Consider the following 13,295-nt stretch of genomic DNA (forward strand, 5'->3'; position numbering starts at 1 on the left):
TATCGGCGTGCGCTGCGGGCACTTTAGACCGTCCGGCGGCGACGGGGCGGCTCAGGGAAGGGCGGGGTGCGCTGTTTTGACGTTACACCCTGTCGAAAAACCTGACGTCGGGCGTAGGAACGGCTGTGTATAATGCGCCGCCCGAGGCCGTGCTTGGCGGCCCGGACGGTATGGCCGCATTTTTGCTCCACTGACTGTTTTCTGCCCGACGGTTGCCGATGTCCTTGACCCATCCACTTCTCGAAACCGTGGCGCTCGCTTGCGAGCGGGACTGGCGCATGCTGTTCGAGCGTCTCGATTTGCGACTGGGCGCTGGCGAGATGCTACAGATCGTCGGCCCCAACGGTAGCGGCAAGACCAGCCTGCTGCGCCTGCTCAGCGGGCTGATGCAGCCCACCGCCGGCGACGTGCTGCTCAATGGCAAGCCCCTGCGCGATCAGCGCGGCGAACTGGCCCGCCTGCTGCTGTGGATCGGTCACGCCGCCGGCATCAAAGGCCTGCTCAGCGCCGAGGAGAACCTCGCCTGGCTCTGTGCCCTGCACCAGCCGGCCAGCCGCGACGCCATCTGGGAAGCCCTGGCCGCCGTCGGCCTGCGCGGTTTCGAAGACGTTCCCTGCCACACCCTGTCCGCCGGCCAGCAGCGCCGCGTGGCCCTGGCGCGCCTGTACCTGGATGCGCCGCCGCTGTGGATCCTCGACGAACCCTTCACCGCCCTCGACAAGCAGGGCGTGGCGCAACTGGAGGAGCACCTGGCCGGCCATTGCGAGCGCGGCGGCCTGGTCGTGTTGACCACCCACCACACCCTGGAGCGGATGCCCGAGGGGTATCGGGCGCTCGATCTCGGCCAGCATGCGCGTGAGGTAGCGGCCCGATGAGCAGCGTCTTCACCCTGTTGCTCGCTCGCGAGACCCGCCTGCTGTTCCGCCGTCCGGCGGAGTTGGCCAACCCGCTGGTGTTCTTCGCCATCGTCATCGCGATGTTCCCGCTGGCGGTCGGCCCCGAATCGGAAATGCTCAAGAACCTCTCGCCGGGCCTGGTCTGGGTCGCGGCATTGCTGGCGGTGCTGCTGTCGCTGGATGGCCTGTTCCGCAGCGACTTCGAGGATGGTTCGCTGGAGCAGTGGGTCCTTTCGCCGCACCCCCTGCCACTTCTGGTACTGGCCAAAGTACTGGCACACTGGCTGATTTCGGGGCTGGCGCTCGTTCTGCTGTCCCCGCTGTTCGCGCTCATGCTGGGTCTGCCGGCGCGCTGCCTGCCGGACCTGCTGTTGTCACTGTTGCTGGGTACGCCGGTCCTGAGCCTGCTGGGCGCGGTGGGTGCGGCACTGACGGTGGGCCTGAAGCGCGGCGGCCTGCTGCTGGCGCTGCTGATCCTGCCGCTGTACATACCCGTGCTGATCCTCGGCAGCGGTGCGCTGCAGGCCTCCCTGCAGGGGTTGCCGACCGCCGGGCACCTGTTGTGGCTGGCCAGCCTGACGGCGTTAGCATTGACGCTGACGCCCTTTGCCATCGCCGCCGGGCTGAAGATCAGCGTCGGCGAGTGAACGAACGATCGCCGGATCGGGAAACGGTACCGGCGACTGAAACTAGAGCCCTGAATTACAGAGCCTGATGATGAACTGGACTTGGTTTCACAAGCTTGGGTCGCCCAAGTGGTTCTACGAGATCAGCGGACGCTGGATGCCCTGGTTCGCCGTCGCCGCGGCGCTGCTGATGAGCGTCGGCATCGTCTGGGGCCTGGCCTTCGCGCCGCCGGACTACCAGCAGGGCGACAGCTTCCGCATCATCTATATCCACGTTCCGGCGGCGTTCCTCGCCCAGTCCTGCTATGTGATGCTGGCCGTGGCCGGCGCCATCGGCCTGATCTGGAAGATGAAGATCGCCGACGTCGCCGTGCAGTGCGCCGCACCTATCGGTGCCTGGATGACCTTCGTCGCGCTGGTCACCGGCGCCATCTGGGGCAAGCCGACCTGGGGCGCCTGGTGGGTGTGGGACGCGCGCCTGACCTCGATGCTGATCCTGCTGTTCCTCTATTTCGGCGTCATCGCCCTCGGCCAGGCGATCACCAACCGCGACAGCGCGGCCAAGGCCTGTGCGGTGCTGGCAATCGTCGGCGTGGTGAACATCCCGATCATCAAGTACTCGGTGGACTGGTGGAACACCCTGCACCAGCCGGCCACCTTCACCCTCACCGAGAAGCCGCCGATGCCGCCGGAGATGTGGATTCCGCTGCTGCTCATGGTCGCCGGCTTCTACTGCTTCTTCGCCGTGGTGCTCTTGATGCGCATGCGCCTGGAAGTGCTCAAGCGCGAGGCCCGTGCGAGCTGGGTCAAGGCTGAAGTGGAGCGCGTGCTATGAGTTTCCAGTCCTTCGGTGATTTCCTCGCTATGGGGCATCATGGCCCTTATGTGTGGTCCGCCTACGCCATCAGTCTGGTGGTGCTGGCGATCAACGTCGTCTCGCCGCTGCTGGCGCGCCGGCGATACCTGCAAGAAGAGGCGCGTCGTCTGCGCCGGGAGGCCAACAAGTGAATCCGGTCCGCAAGAAGCGCCTGTACATCGTACTCGCCATCGTCGCCGGCGTGGGCGTCGCCGTCAGCCTGGCGCTGTCGGCGCTGCAGCAGAACATCAACCTGTTCTACACCCCGACCCAGATCGCCAACGGCGAGGCCCCGCACGACACGCGCATCCGCGCCGGCGGCATGGTGGAGAAGGGCTCGCTCAAGCGCTCCGCGGATTCGCTGGACGTGGAGTTCGTGGTCACCGACTTCGCCAAGGAAGTCACGGTGAAGTACCGCGGCATCCTCCCGGACCTGTTCCGCGAAGGGCAGGGCATCGTCGCCCTGGGCAAGATCGACGCCAATGGCGTGCTGACCGCCGATGAAGTGCTGGCCAAGCACGACGAGAAATACATGCCGCCGGAAGTCACCAAGGCGCTCAAGGACAGCGGCAAGCTGGAGCACTACGAAGCCAGCCAGAGCGGCAACGCCGCGCCTCAGCAGGGGAGCAACTGACATGGTTCCCGAACTCGGCCACCTTTCGCTGATCCTCGCGCTGTGCATGGCGCTGGTGATGTCCTTCTTCCCGCTGATCGGCGCCTGGCGCGGCGATCGCCAGTGGATGAGCCTGGCGCGCCCGGCGGCCTGGGGGCAGTTCGCCTTCCTGCTGTTCTCCTTCGGCTGCCTGAGCTGGGCCTTCCTCCACGATGATTTCTCGGTGGCCTACGTCGCCAGCAACTCCAACAGCGCGCTGCCCTGGTTCTACAAGTTCAGCGCCGTGTGGGGCGCCCACGAAGGCTCGCTGCTGCTCTGGGCGCTGATTCTCGGCGGCTGGACCTTCGCCGTGTCGGTGTTCTCCCGCCAGTTGCCGGAAGTGATGCTGGCCCGCGTACTCGCCGTGATGGGCATGATCAGCACCGGCTTCCTGCTGTTCCTGATCATCACCTCCAACCCCTTCAGCCGTTTGCTGCCGCAGGTGCCGGCCGACGGCAACGACCTCAACCCGTTGCTGCAGGACCCCGGCCTGATCTTCCACCCGCCGATGCTCTACATGGGCTACGTGGGCTTCTCGGTGGCCTTCGCCTTCGCCATCGCCGCGCTGCTCGGCGGCCGCCTCGACGCCGCCTGGGCGCGCTGGTCGCGTCCGTGGACCCTGGTGGCCTGGACCTTCCTCGGCATCGGCATCGTGCTCGGCTCCTGGTGGGCCTACTACGAGTTGGGCTGGGGCGGCTGGTGGTTCTGGGACCCGGTGGAAAACGCCTCCTTCATGCCCTGGCTGGTGGGCACCGCGCTGATCCACTCGCTGGCGGTGACCGAGAAGCGCGGCGTGTTCAAGAGCTGGACCGTGCTGCTGGCCATCGCGGCCTTCTCCCTGAGCCTGCTGGGCACCTTCCTGGTCCGCTCCGGCGTACTGACCTCGGTGCACGCCTTCGCCTCCGACCCCGAGCGCGGCGTGTTCGTCCTCGCCTTCCTGCTGATGGTGGTCGGTGGCTCACTGACGCTGTTCGCCCTGCGCGCGCCGGTGGTCAAGAGTCAGGTCGGCTTCGCCCTGTGGTCCCGCGAGACCCTGCTACTGCTGAACAACCTGATCCTGGTGGTCACCGCCTCGATGATCCTGCTGGGCACCCTCTACCCGCTGGTGCTCGACGCCATCAGCGGCGCCAAGCTGTCGGTCGGTCCGCCGTACTTCAACGCGCTGTTCGTGCCGCTGATCGCCATCCTCATGCTGGCCCTGGCGGTCGGCGTGCTGGTGCGCTGGAAGGACACCCCGACCCGCTGGCTGCGCGGCATGCTCACCCCGGTGCTGATCGGTACCCTGGTGCTGGGCGTGGCCGGCAGCTTCCTCTATGGCGAGTTGCACTGGGAAGTGCTGACGGTGTTCCTGCTGGCCGCCTGGGTGGTGCTGGCCGGCGTGCGTGACTTCTTCGACAAGGTCCGCCACAAGGGGGTAATCGCCGGTGCCGCGGGCCTCAATCGCAGCTACTGGGGCATGCAGCTGGCGCACTTCGGTATCGCCATCTGCGCCATCGGCGTGGTCCTCACCAGCCAGTTCAGCGCCCAGCGCGACCTGCGCATGGAGCCGGGCGAGTCGGTGGAGCTGGCCGGTTACCAGTTCCGCTTCGAGGGCACCCATCACTTCGAAGGCCCGAACTTCACCTCCGACAAGGGCACCATCCGCGTGACCCGCGACGGTTCCGAAGTGGCGGTGCTGCACCCGGAGAAGCGTCTGTACAGTGTGCAGAACTCGATGATGACCGAGGCCGGCATCCACGGCAGCCTGACCCGCGACCTCTACGTCGCCCTGGGTGAGCCGCTGGAGAACGGCGCCTGGGCAGTGCGGGTGCACATCAAGCCGTTCGTGCGCTTCATCTGGCTGGGCGGCCTGATGATGGCCCTGGGTGGCGTGCTGGCGGCGCTGGACCGTCGCTACCGCCTGAAAGTGAAAACGCGTGTACGCGAGGCCCTGGGCCTCGCCGGACAGGGAGCCTGAGTGTGAAGCGTGCGATCCTGCTGTTGCCCCTGGCGATCTTCCTGGTCGTCGCGGTATTCCTCTTCCGTGGCCTGTGGCTGGACCCCAGCGAGCTGCCCTCGGCGTTGATCGGCAAGCCGTTCCCGGCGTTCTCCCTGCCCAGCGTCACCGAGCCGGGCAAGACCTATACCGAGGCCGACCTCAAGGGCAAGCCGGCGCTGGTCAACGTCTGGGGCACCTGGTGCCCGACCTGCCGCTTCGAGCATCCGGTGCTCACCGACCTGGCCGCCAAGGGCGTGGTGATCTACGGCATCAACTACAAGGACGATGGCGCTGCCGCACAGAAGTGGCTCAAGGAGCTGCACAACCCCTACCTGATGAACATCGCCGACGCGCAGGGCACCCTGGGCCTCGACCTGGGCGTCTACGGCGCGCCGGAGACCTACATCATCGACAAGGACGGCATCATCCGCCACAAGCTGGTCGGCGCCGTCGACGAGAAGGTCTGGCGTGAACAGCTGGCGCCGATCTACCAGGGCCTGGTCGACGAGGCGGAGGGCAAATGAAGCGTCTGCTTGCCGCCGCCGCGCTGGGGCTTTGCCTGACCGGCATCGCCCACGCCGCCATCGACACCTACGAGTTCGCCAATGACGCCGAGCGCGCGCGCTTCCGCGACCTGACCACCGAGTTGCGCTGCCCCAAGTGCCAGAACCAGGATATCGCCGACTCCAACGCGCCCATCGCCGCCGACCTGCGCAAGCAGATCTACACCCAGTTGCAGGCCGGCAAGAGCAAACAGCAGATCATCGACTACATGGTCGACCGCTATGGCGAGTTCGTGCGCTACAAGCCCGAAGTCAGCGAGCGCACCTGGCTGCTCTGGTTCGGCCCTGCCGCGCTGCTGGGCCTGGGCGTGATCGTCATCGGCGCCATCGTCGTCCGTCGCCGTCGCCCGGCCGCTGCCACCTCCACCACGCTGTCCGCCGAGGAGCAGGCGCGTCTCGACCAATTGCTGGATAACCAAGACAAATGATCGATTTCTGGCTCGCCGCCGGCCTGCTGTTGCTGGTAGCCCTGGCATTTCTCCTCGTCCCTCTGCTGCGCGGTCGCAAGGCCCAGGCCGAGGAAGACCGTACTGCCCTCAACGTCGCCCTGTACCAGGAGCGCCTGGCCGAGCTGGGCGCCCAGCGTGACGCTGGTACCCTGGATGCCGCGCAGTTCGAAGCCGGCCGCGCGGAAGCGGCTCGCGAGCTGCTCTCCGACACCGAAGGCAGCAGCGACGACCGCCGCTCCCGTCTCGGTCGCGCCGCGCCGCTGGCTGCCGCGCTGATCCTGCCGTTCCTCGGGCTTGGCCTGTACCTGCATTGGGGCGCCAGCGACAAGGTCGAGCTGGCCCGCGAATTCGCCACCGCGCCCAAGTCCATGGAGGAAATGACCTCCCGCCTGGAGCGCGCGCTGAAGGCGCAGCCGGATTCCGCCGAGGGCTGGTATTTCCTCGGCCGCACCTACATGACCCAGAACCGCGCCGCCGACGCCGCCAAGGCCTTCGAGGAGGCCGCGCGCCTCTCCGACCGCCAGCCGGAAGTGCTCGGCCAGTGGGCCCAGGCGCTGTACTTCGCCGGTGACAAGGCACTGAGCCCAGAGGTTCGCGCCCTGGCCGACGAAGCGCTGAAGAAGGACCCGCAGGAAGTCACCACCCTCGGTCTGCTCGGTATCGCCGCCTTCGAGGACGAGAAGTACGCCGATGCCGTCGACTACTGGGAACGCCTGGTCGCCGTGCTGCCGCAGGACGATCCGTCCCGCGAGGCCATTGCCGGTGGCATCGAGCGCGCCCGCCAGCGCATGATCGAGAAGGGCCAGACGCCGCCCGAAGCGCCAGCTGCCGCTGCCACTGCCGGCGTGACCCTGAAGGTGAAGGTCGACCTGACCGCCGCCGTGAAGGGCCAGGTCAAGCCGGACGACAGCGTGTTCGTCTTCGCCCGCGCCGTGAGCGGCCCGCCGATGCCGCTGGCGGTGAAGCGCCTGAAGGTATCCGACCTGCCCAGCGAAGTGGCGCTCAGCGATGCCGATGCGATGATGCCGCAGCTCAAGCTCTCGGCCTTCCCGCAGGTGCAACTGGTGGCACGGATTTCCCGCGCCGGCAATGCGACCGCCGGGGAATGGATCGGACGCAGCGAAGCGTTGTCTACTACCGGGGCCGGCGAACAGGCTGTCACTATCGACAGCCCGGATCAGCGCTGAAACGGATAGGAGAGGGTAGGGTGATGAAGGGTCGATTGCTGGCGTTGAGCGCCTTGCTGGTATTGGGTGGCTGCGTGGTGCAACCGCCGCAGCCGGAACAGCCGCCTGTGCAGACGCCGTCTCCGACGCCGCCGGGCACGATCACCAAGCCGCCGGTCAAGTCGTCGTCCTCGCCTATCACTCCGCAGCCGAGCAAGCCGCAGTCCACCTCCAGGCGTCCTCCCCAGTTCGCCCCGCCGCCCGGCGGCAACGGCCGCTGGGATGCCAGCCTGGGCGTCTATGTGATCCAGGGGCAGCGCGATGTCTACTATCGCCAGCGGACTTACTACCACTGGGACAATGGCTGGTACTGGAGCGTCGCTCCTCAGGGACCCTGGACCGAAACCGACAGCACCGGCGTGCCGCCGGGGCTGACGCGCAAGTACAGCGCGCCTTAAGGTCGTCCCCAAAGAGGTAACCAGGAAGGCTCGTCCCGACATCCGGCCCCGGCTTCGCCGGGACTCCGTCCTTCCGGTATTGCTCCGAGGATTGGCGTACAAGGGCCGGTCCTGGTCCTTCATGCCTCTCGCGCAATACCTCCCTCGGCCTCCTGACGGGGGCGCCGGGCTGCTCTTCGTAGGAGCGAGCTTGCTCGCGAACAGAGTTCCCAGGCCGTATCGGTGCTGGGCGGTTCGCGAGCAAGCTCGCTCCTACGAAAAGCGAAAAGCGAAAAGCGAAAAGCGAAAAGCGAAAAGCGAAAAGCGAAAAGCGAAAAGCCCCTCAATCGAACGTCCCCATCTGCGCCCCCACCTCGATCACCTCAACCCGGTTGCGCCCGCTCGCCTTGGCCCGGTACAGCGCCTTGTCCGCCGCCGCGTAGAGCAGTTCGTAGGTGCTGGGTATTCCTGCCTCCAGAGTGGCAATGCCGAAGCTGGCGGTCAGGTAGAGCAGCCCATCCTTCATCGGCAGCGGCGTTTCCTCCAGCAGCTTGCGAATCTTCTCGGCGATGCTGTGCGCCTGCGCGTGGCCGGCGTCGGGCAACAGCAGCAGGAACTCTTCCCCACCCAACCGCGCCACGCTGTCGCCGCTGCGGGTGTAGTTCCTCAGCAGGCTGGCGGCATGGCGGATCACTTCGTCGCCCAGGGGGTGGCCGTAGCGGTCGTTGATGAACTTGAAATGATCGAGGTCCACCATGAGCAGGCTGACCGGCGCCGGCTGCCGGGACACCCGTGACAGCTCCATGCCCACCAACTGGTCGAACTGGCGGCGGTTGAACAGTCCGGTCAACGGATCATGGCCGGCGAGGTATTCCAGCTGGCGGTTCTTTTCTTCCAGTTCCAGCCGCTGCTGGCGGAGGAACTCGCGCTGGCGCAGGTTGCGCACGTGGCCGTGCCAGAGGATCAGCGACAGTATCAGGCCGATGCCGCAGATGGTCAGTCCGCCCATCTGGTTGGACAGGCGCAGCTCCGGTGTCGTCTGGGTCAGCGTCATCGTCACCTCGAAGGCGCCGAGGGCGAGGATGTAGAGCGTGATGGCATGGCGCGGGCGCGTCAGGATGATCAGCGCGGCGCCCACCGAGGCCATGAGGAAGGGGGTGATGCTGCTGGTGACCTGCTGGTCGGCGCCGGTGATGGCGATGCCGAAGCCGAGCAGGATGGCGCTGGCCAGGATGCTCAGCAGGTTCATGAACCACAGCGGCGTGGTGTGCTGGGAGCGTGAGGCGAGCCAGGCGGGCAGGCCCAGGCCGCTGAACAGCACGGCGACCGTGGCGTGGATGGTGATGATGTCCAGGCGCCAGTCGTCGTATTCCGGGGTGGAGCCCTGCAGGTTGAGCCAGAACACCAGGATGTGGATCAGATCGAACGCGACGGCGAAGGCGGCGGCGAAGTACAGCCGCCGCAGGTTTTCCCGGGCAACCGCCAGCGCCAGCGCGTCGTTGACCGCGATGGAGTGTTGCAGGCGCTGGAGCCAAGTCCTGGACACGATTTCTGCCCCTCCAGAGCAAGGCCGGGCAGTTGGAGAATAGACAGCTGTGATGGCACTGTCGTGGCGGGCTGAAAAGATGTGCCTGGGTTGTTCTGATGAGCTGTCTGAAGCTACCTTCGAGAAATCGCTATTGCCTGCAACTATCTGTCTTTGATGATTGTCGGATTCGCCTCCTGCGGGCATAGTCCGCCCCCTGAATGCTGAAGGAATCGTTCATGAACACAGTGCAACGCTTGCCGGTGGAAGACGGCCTGGATGCCGAGCGAGCCCTGCTGGACGATGCCTTCCGTGGCGACAGGGACAGTGGGCTGCTGTTCTGGCGCCCGCTCCAGCAGGCGCTGGTGATGCCGCGCCGGCTCAGCCGGCTGGAGGGGTTCGGTGCGGCGGAGCAGGCCTGCGCCGGGCTCGGCTGGCCGATCGCCCTGCGCGATACCGGCGGCGAGCCGGTGCCGCAATCGCCCGCCGTGCTCAACGTCGCCCTGGTCTATGCGATTCCACCCGCGGACAACGAACAGACCCGCATCGAAACCGCCTACCGACGCCTGTGCCAGCCGCTCTGCGACTGGCTGGCCGCCCAGGGCCTCGATCCGGGGCTGGGCGAGGTGGATGGCGCCTTCTGCGACGGCCGCTATAACGTCAACCTGGCCGGACGAAAACTGGTCGGCACCGCCCAGCGCTGGCGCCGCCGGCCCAGCGATGGCCGTTACGTGGTGCTGGCCCACGGCGCGATCCTGATGGAAAACCAGCGTGAGCCGATGGTCGAGGTGGTGAACGCCTTCTACCAGCACTGCGGACTCGACGCGCGCTGCCGCACCGCCAGCCACGTGGCGCTGGATGAGCGTCACACACAGCCGTGGGAGCAGGTGGAGGCGCTGGCCGGGCAGTTCCAGCGGCACCTGCTGGCCGAAGGCGTGGCCCTGGATGCTTGAGCTGAAAACGGCCTGATTTGAACGACATGGGTGGATCTTCGCTTCGCCCCAATCCTTCCAAGGAGTCTTGATACATGGAACATGGGACGAATTACCTGCAGTCGGCAGTGGTCTTCCTGCTCGCTGCAGTGTTCATGGTGCCGCTGGCCAAGCGCATGCAACTGGGGGCCGTGCTCGGTTACCTGCTGGCCGGCGTGTTCATCGGCCCCTCGCTGCTGGGCCTGATCGACAACCCGGAAAGCGTCGCCAGCCTGTCCGAGCTGGGCGTGGTGTTGCTGCTGTTCATCATCGGCCTGGAGCTCTCGCCCAAACGCTTGTGGGTGATGCGCAAGCAGGTGTTCGGCGTGGGCCTGGCCCAGGTGCTGCTCACCGCGCTGGCGCTCGGCAGCCTGGGCGTGCTGGCCTTCGATCTGCCGGTGAATACCGCCGTGGTGATCGGTGGCGGCCTGGCGCTGTCATCCACCGCCTTCGGCCTGCAGATCCTCGCCGAGCGCAAGGAGCTGAACAGCGCCTATGGCCGCCTGGCGTTCGCCATCCTGCTGTTCCAGGACATCGCGGCCATCCCGCTGATCGCCATGATCCCGCTGATGGGCGCTCGTGCCGATTCGACGGCGGCCGGCGGCGACCTGGCCCACGTCATGGAAGTGGTCGGCAGCATCGCCGTGGTGGTGATCGGTGGGCGCTTCCTGCTGCGCCCGGTGTTCCGCTCGGTGGCGCGTACCGGCCAGGCTGACCTTTCGACCGCCACCGCGCTGCTGGTGGTGGTCGGCACGGCCTGGCTGATGGAATGGGCCGGAGTGTCGATGGGGCTGGGGGCCTTCCTGGCCGGCCTGCTGCTGGCGGATTCCGAGTACCGCCATGAGCTGGAAGCGCAGATCGAGCCGTTCAAGGGGCTGCTGCTGGGGTTGTTCTTCATCAGCGTCGGCATGAGCGCCGATCTCGGCCTGCTGCAGAGCGAGCCGTTGCAGGTGATTGGCCTGACCCTGCTGCTGGTAGGCATCAAGCTGCCGCTGCTGTTCGTCATCGGGCGTCTTGCCGGCGGCCTGGACAAGGTTTCCGCGCTGCGCCTGGGCGTGCTGCTGGGCGCCGGCGGGGAATTTGCCTTCGTGGTGTTCAAGCTGGCGCGGGCACAGGGGCTGATGGACGCCGACCTGCATGCGCTACTGGTACTGGGCATCACCCTGTCGATGGCGATGACGCCGCTGCTGGTGCTGGCCCTGGCGCGCACCATCAAACCCAAGCCGGCGGTGCTGCGCGAGCCGCCGCCGGAATATCGCCAACTGCCCGACGACGCGCCCCGCGTGGTGATCGCCGGCATGGGCCGGATGGGCCAGGTGGTCGCGCGTATCATGCGCGCCCAGGGCGTACCGTTCGTGGCGCTGGATACCTCGGTGGATACCATCGAGCTGACCCGCAGCTACGGCAATATCCCGATCTTCTACGGTGACCCGTTGCGCCCGGAAATCCTTCGCGCCGCGCAGGTGGAAAAGGCTGAGTTCTTCGTGGTCGCCACCGACGATCCACAGACCAACATCGAAACCGCTCGTCTGGTGCGCAAGCTCTACCCGCACATGAAGATCATCGGCCGGGCGCGCAACCGCCAGCACGTCTATCACCTGCTCGACGCCGACGCCAGCCCGGTGCGCGAGACCTTCCACTCCAGCCTGGAAATGAGCCGCCTGCTGCTCACCGGCCTCGGGCTGAACGAGGAGCAGGTGGCGGCGCGCATCCGCCGCTTCAAGCGTCACGACGAGGCTGTGCTGATGGCCCAGTACCATGTCTACGACGACGAGAAGGCGGTGATCCAGACCGCCCGCGAGGCGCGCAAGGAACTGGAGACGCTGTTCGAGGCGGACCATCTGGAAGACCAGGGCATCGGTCACCACTGACCGCTCATTCCGCGCATCGTTGGCGCAGCGCAACGGCTGGAGCAACCGCGCGTAGCCGGACGAGGAACTGGAGCGCTTCCGGCCCGGCGTCGGGGGCTGGCTCAGGCGGCTTCCGCCAGCGCCGGCTTGCGTTCGGCGGCCACGGCGCGCGGCTTGCGGACGACCGGGCGGCGGCGTTCGGGAATGCTGATCGGCTGGCCCGGCGAGCGCAGGGTCAGCACCGCCACCGCGCCGAGCAGCGCGACGGTGGCCAGGACCACGCTGGCCAGGGCGACATAGAGCAGCAGCTCCACCAGGGAGCCAATCAGCAGCAGGAAGTCCAGTACGATTTGCATGATTCAATCCTCTTTCGAGCCGTGGGCGAATGTCGCGGGTTGTGGGTTCGCCCCTGCGGCCTGGAAGAGGGGCCGGCGAATCGGATGCCTGCGAGCTGATGGGTCGAAGATGCCGCGCAGGAGCGGCCAAGAGAACTGAAAGAGCCTGCTGTTCACTATCGATGCCATCGATAGCCGCGCGAGGTGGCGCGCCAGAGCGGCGCCCCGCGTTGCACGGGGCGCCTTGGACCTTGGTCGAATGGCGCTTTAGAAGCGCTCGCCCGGCTGCAGGTAGCGCCAGTGGCCAGCCGGTAGCTTGGCCATCGCCACGCCGCCCAGACGGATGCGGCGGATCGACTCGACGCGCAGTCCGGCCTCCCGGCACAGCTTGCCGATCAGTCCCGGACGCACCTGTTTGCCGGCGATGCGCAGCCGCTGCTCGCTCTGCCAACTGGCCTTCAGCGGCAGGCCCTGGGTCATCTGCTTCAGGCCGTGGGCATCCAGCTCGCCGCTGACCTCGATCACGTACTCGTGCTCGACCCGCGCGGCGTCGTCGAGCAGCTTGCGGGTGACGCCGTAATTCTGGGTGAACACCAGCAGGCCGCTGGCGCCGTCTTCCAGCGGAGTGGTCGGGCGCTGCTGGCGGAAATGCTTGCGCAACAGGCGTTGCGGCGAGGGATCGTCGCTCCAGCGCTGTTCCGCCCGCAGCAGCGCCACCGCATCCTCGACGCTGTAGCCGGCGGGCTTGTGCAGCAGCAGGGTGACCGGCGGCAGGGGCTCGGGCACGGCGCCGGGCAGCAGTTCGATGCGCTGGGTATCGACCTTGAACTGCGGCTCTTCCACCACTGCGCCATCCACCGTCACCCAGCCGCCTTCGATGTACAGCTCGGCTTCGCGGCGCGAGCAGGGCAGCAGCTCGGCGAGGCGCTTGGACAGGCGGATGGGTTCGGACATGACGGAAGACCGGGGCAGGAAAAGGGGCACCATTGTA

Annotated in this window: 15 protein-coding genes; 12 read left to right on the forward strand and 3 right to left on the reverse strand. The window is 66.8% G+C overall.

What is annotated here, in order from left to right; translation table 11 throughout:
- Positions 1-218 precede the first annotated feature (218 nt).
- The 10 genes from ccmA to H681_RS09185 all read left to right on the forward strand — a co-directional run bounded on the left by ccmA (position 219) and on the right by H681_RS09185 (position 7,644).
- Positions 219-875, forward strand: a complete 657-nt coding sequence (ccmA, locus tag H681_RS09140) for a cytochrome c biogenesis heme-transporting ATPase CcmA (protein WP_086009555.1) — start codon at positions 219-221, stop codon at positions 873-875.
- Complete coding sequence (ccmB, locus tag H681_RS09145; protein WP_015476571.1) at positions 872-1,543, forward strand: heme exporter protein CcmB; 672 nt, start codon at positions 872-874, stop codon at positions 1,541-1,543. Before ccmA ends, ccmB begins: the two co-directional genes overlap by 4 nt.
- Positions 1,544-1,610: 67 nt before the next feature.
- Positions 1,611-2,357 carry a heme ABC transporter permease gene (locus tag H681_RS09150; RefSeq protein ID WP_086009556.1) on the forward strand — a complete coding sequence of 249 codons (747 nt, stop codon included), beginning with the start codon at positions 1,611-1,613 and terminating at the stop codon, positions 2,355-2,357.
- Complete coding sequence (gene ccmD / locus H681_RS09155) at positions 2,354-2,530, forward strand: heme exporter protein CcmD (protein WP_015476573.1); 177 nt, start codon at positions 2,354-2,356, stop codon at positions 2,528-2,530. Before H681_RS09150 ends, ccmD begins: the two co-directional genes overlap by 4 nt.
- Positions 2,527-3,012, forward strand: a complete 486-nt coding sequence (ccmE, locus tag H681_RS09160) for a cytochrome c maturation protein CcmE (protein ID WP_015476574.1) — start codon at positions 2,527-2,529, stop codon at positions 3,010-3,012. Before ccmD ends, ccmE begins: the two co-directional genes overlap by 4 nt.
- Position 3,013: 1 nt before the next feature.
- Positions 3,014-4,987: a heme lyase CcmF/NrfE family subunit gene (locus H681_RS09165; protein ID WP_015476575.1), complete on the forward strand. Its 1,974-nt coding sequence runs from the start codon at positions 3,014-3,016 to the stop codon at positions 4,985-4,987.
- A gap of 2 nt (positions 4,988-4,989) precedes the next feature.
- Positions 4,990-5,532 (forward strand): thiol:disulfide interchange protein DsbE, encoded by a 543-nt coding sequence (dsbE, locus tag H681_RS09170; protein WP_015476576.1) that lies wholly within the window; start codon positions 4,990-4,992, stop codon positions 5,530-5,532.
- The gene (locus tag H681_RS09175; RefSeq protein ID WP_015476577.1) at positions 5,529-5,999 is read left to right on the forward strand and encodes a cytochrome c-type biogenesis protein; all 471 of its coding nucleotides are present in this window, start codon (positions 5,529-5,531) and stop codon (positions 5,997-5,999) included. The genes dsbE and H681_RS09175 overlap by 4 nt, the downstream gene beginning before the upstream one ends.
- On the forward strand, positions 5,996-7,207 hold the full coding sequence (ccmI, locus tag H681_RS09180; protein ID WP_015476578.1) for a c-type cytochrome biogenesis protein CcmI: 1,212 nt from the start codon (positions 5,996-5,998) through the stop codon (positions 7,205-7,207). Before H681_RS09175 ends, ccmI begins: the two co-directional genes overlap by 4 nt.
- A gap of 23 nt (positions 7,208-7,230) precedes the next feature.
- Entirely contained in the window at positions 7,231-7,644 is a 414-nt protein-coding gene (locus H681_RS09185) for a hypothetical protein (RefSeq protein WP_015476579.1), read from the forward strand.
- Positions 7,645-7,966: 322 nt separating this feature from the next.
- Here the strand turns inward: H681_RS09185 and H681_RS09190 are convergent, their stop codons facing one another.
- Positions 7,967-9,169 (reverse strand): GGDEF domain-containing protein, encoded by a 1,203-nt coding sequence (locus H681_RS09190; RefSeq protein WP_015476580.1) that lies wholly within the window; start codon positions 9,167-9,169, stop codon positions 7,967-7,969.
- Between the two features lie 218 nt (positions 9,170-9,387).
- On the opposite strand from H681_RS09190, the gene H681_RS09195 reads away from it, so the two are divergent.
- Complete coding sequence (locus H681_RS09195; RefSeq protein ID WP_015476581.1) at positions 9,388-10,101, forward strand: lipoate--protein ligase family protein; 714 nt, start codon at positions 9,388-9,390, stop codon at positions 10,099-10,101.
- A gap of 74 nt (positions 10,102-10,175) precedes the next feature.
- On the forward strand, positions 10,176-11,990 hold the full coding sequence (locus H681_RS09200; RefSeq protein ID WP_015476582.1) for a monovalent cation:proton antiporter-2 (CPA2) family protein: 1,815 nt from the start codon (positions 10,176-10,178) through the stop codon (positions 11,988-11,990).
- Positions 11,991-12,091: 101 nt separating this feature from the next.
- On the opposite strand, the gene H681_RS09205 is transcribed toward H681_RS09200, so the two are convergent.
- Positions 12,092-12,325: a hypothetical protein gene (locus H681_RS09205; RefSeq protein WP_015476583.1), complete on the reverse strand. Its 234-nt coding sequence runs from the start codon at positions 12,323-12,325 to the stop codon at positions 12,092-12,094.
- A gap of 246 nt (positions 12,326-12,571) precedes the next feature.
- Positions 12,572-13,258: an RNA pseudouridine synthase gene (locus tag H681_RS09210; RefSeq protein ID WP_015476584.1), complete on the reverse strand. Its 687-nt coding sequence runs from the start codon at positions 13,256-13,258 to the stop codon at positions 12,572-12,574.
- Positions 13,259-13,295 lie beyond the last annotated feature (37 nt).

It is taken from the genome of Pseudomonas sp. ATCC 13867 (assembly GCF_000349845.1).
Classification (GTDB): domain Bacteria; phylum Pseudomonadota; class Gammaproteobacteria; order Pseudomonadales; family Pseudomonadaceae; genus Pseudomonas.

Bases quoted from the DNA above. Each gene is read 5' to 3' on its own strand.
- ccmA (WP_086009555.1), top strand. From the start codon at position 219: ATGTCCTTGACCCATCCACTTCTCGAAACCGTGGCGCTCGCTTGCGAG.
- ccmB (WP_015476571.1), top strand. From the start codon at position 872: ATGAGCAGCGTCTTCACCCTGTTGCTCGCTCGCGAGACCCGCCTGCTG.
- H681_RS09150 (WP_086009556.1), top strand. From the start codon at position 1,611: ATGATGAACTGGACTTGGTTTCACAAGCTTGGGTCGCCCAAGTGGTTC.
- ccmD (WP_015476573.1), top strand. From the start codon at position 2,354: ATGAGTTTCCAGTCCTTCGGTGATTTCCTCGCTATGGGGCATCATGGC.
- H681_RS09165 (WP_015476575.1), top strand. From the start codon at position 3,014: ATGGTTCCCGAACTCGGCCACCTTTCGCTGATCCTCGCGCTGTGCATG.
- H681_RS09175 (WP_015476577.1), top strand. From the start codon at position 5,529: ATGAAGCGTCTGCTTGCCGCCGCCGCGCTGGGGCTTTGCCTGACCGGC.
- ccmI (WP_015476578.1), top strand. From the start codon at position 5,996: ATGATCGATTTCTGGCTCGCCGCCGGCCTGCTGTTGCTGGTAGCCCTG.
- H681_RS09185 (WP_015476579.1), top strand. From the start codon at position 7,231: ATGAAGGGTCGATTGCTGGCGTTGAGCGCCTTGCTGGTATTGGGTGGC.
- H681_RS09195 (WP_015476581.1), top strand. From the start codon at position 9,388: ATGAACACAGTGCAACGCTTGCCGGTGGAAGACGGCCTGGATGCCGAG.
- H681_RS09200 (WP_015476582.1), top strand. From the start codon at position 10,176: ATGGAACATGGGACGAATTACCTGCAGTCGGCAGTGGTCTTCCTGCTC.
- H681_RS09205 (WP_015476583.1), bottom strand. From the start codon at position 12,325: ATGCAAATCGTACTGGACTTCCTGCTGCTGATTGGCTCCCTGGTGGAG.
- H681_RS09210 (WP_015476584.1), bottom strand. From the start codon at position 13,258: ATGTCCGAACCCATCCGCCTGTCCAAGCGCCTCGCCGAGCTGCTGCCC.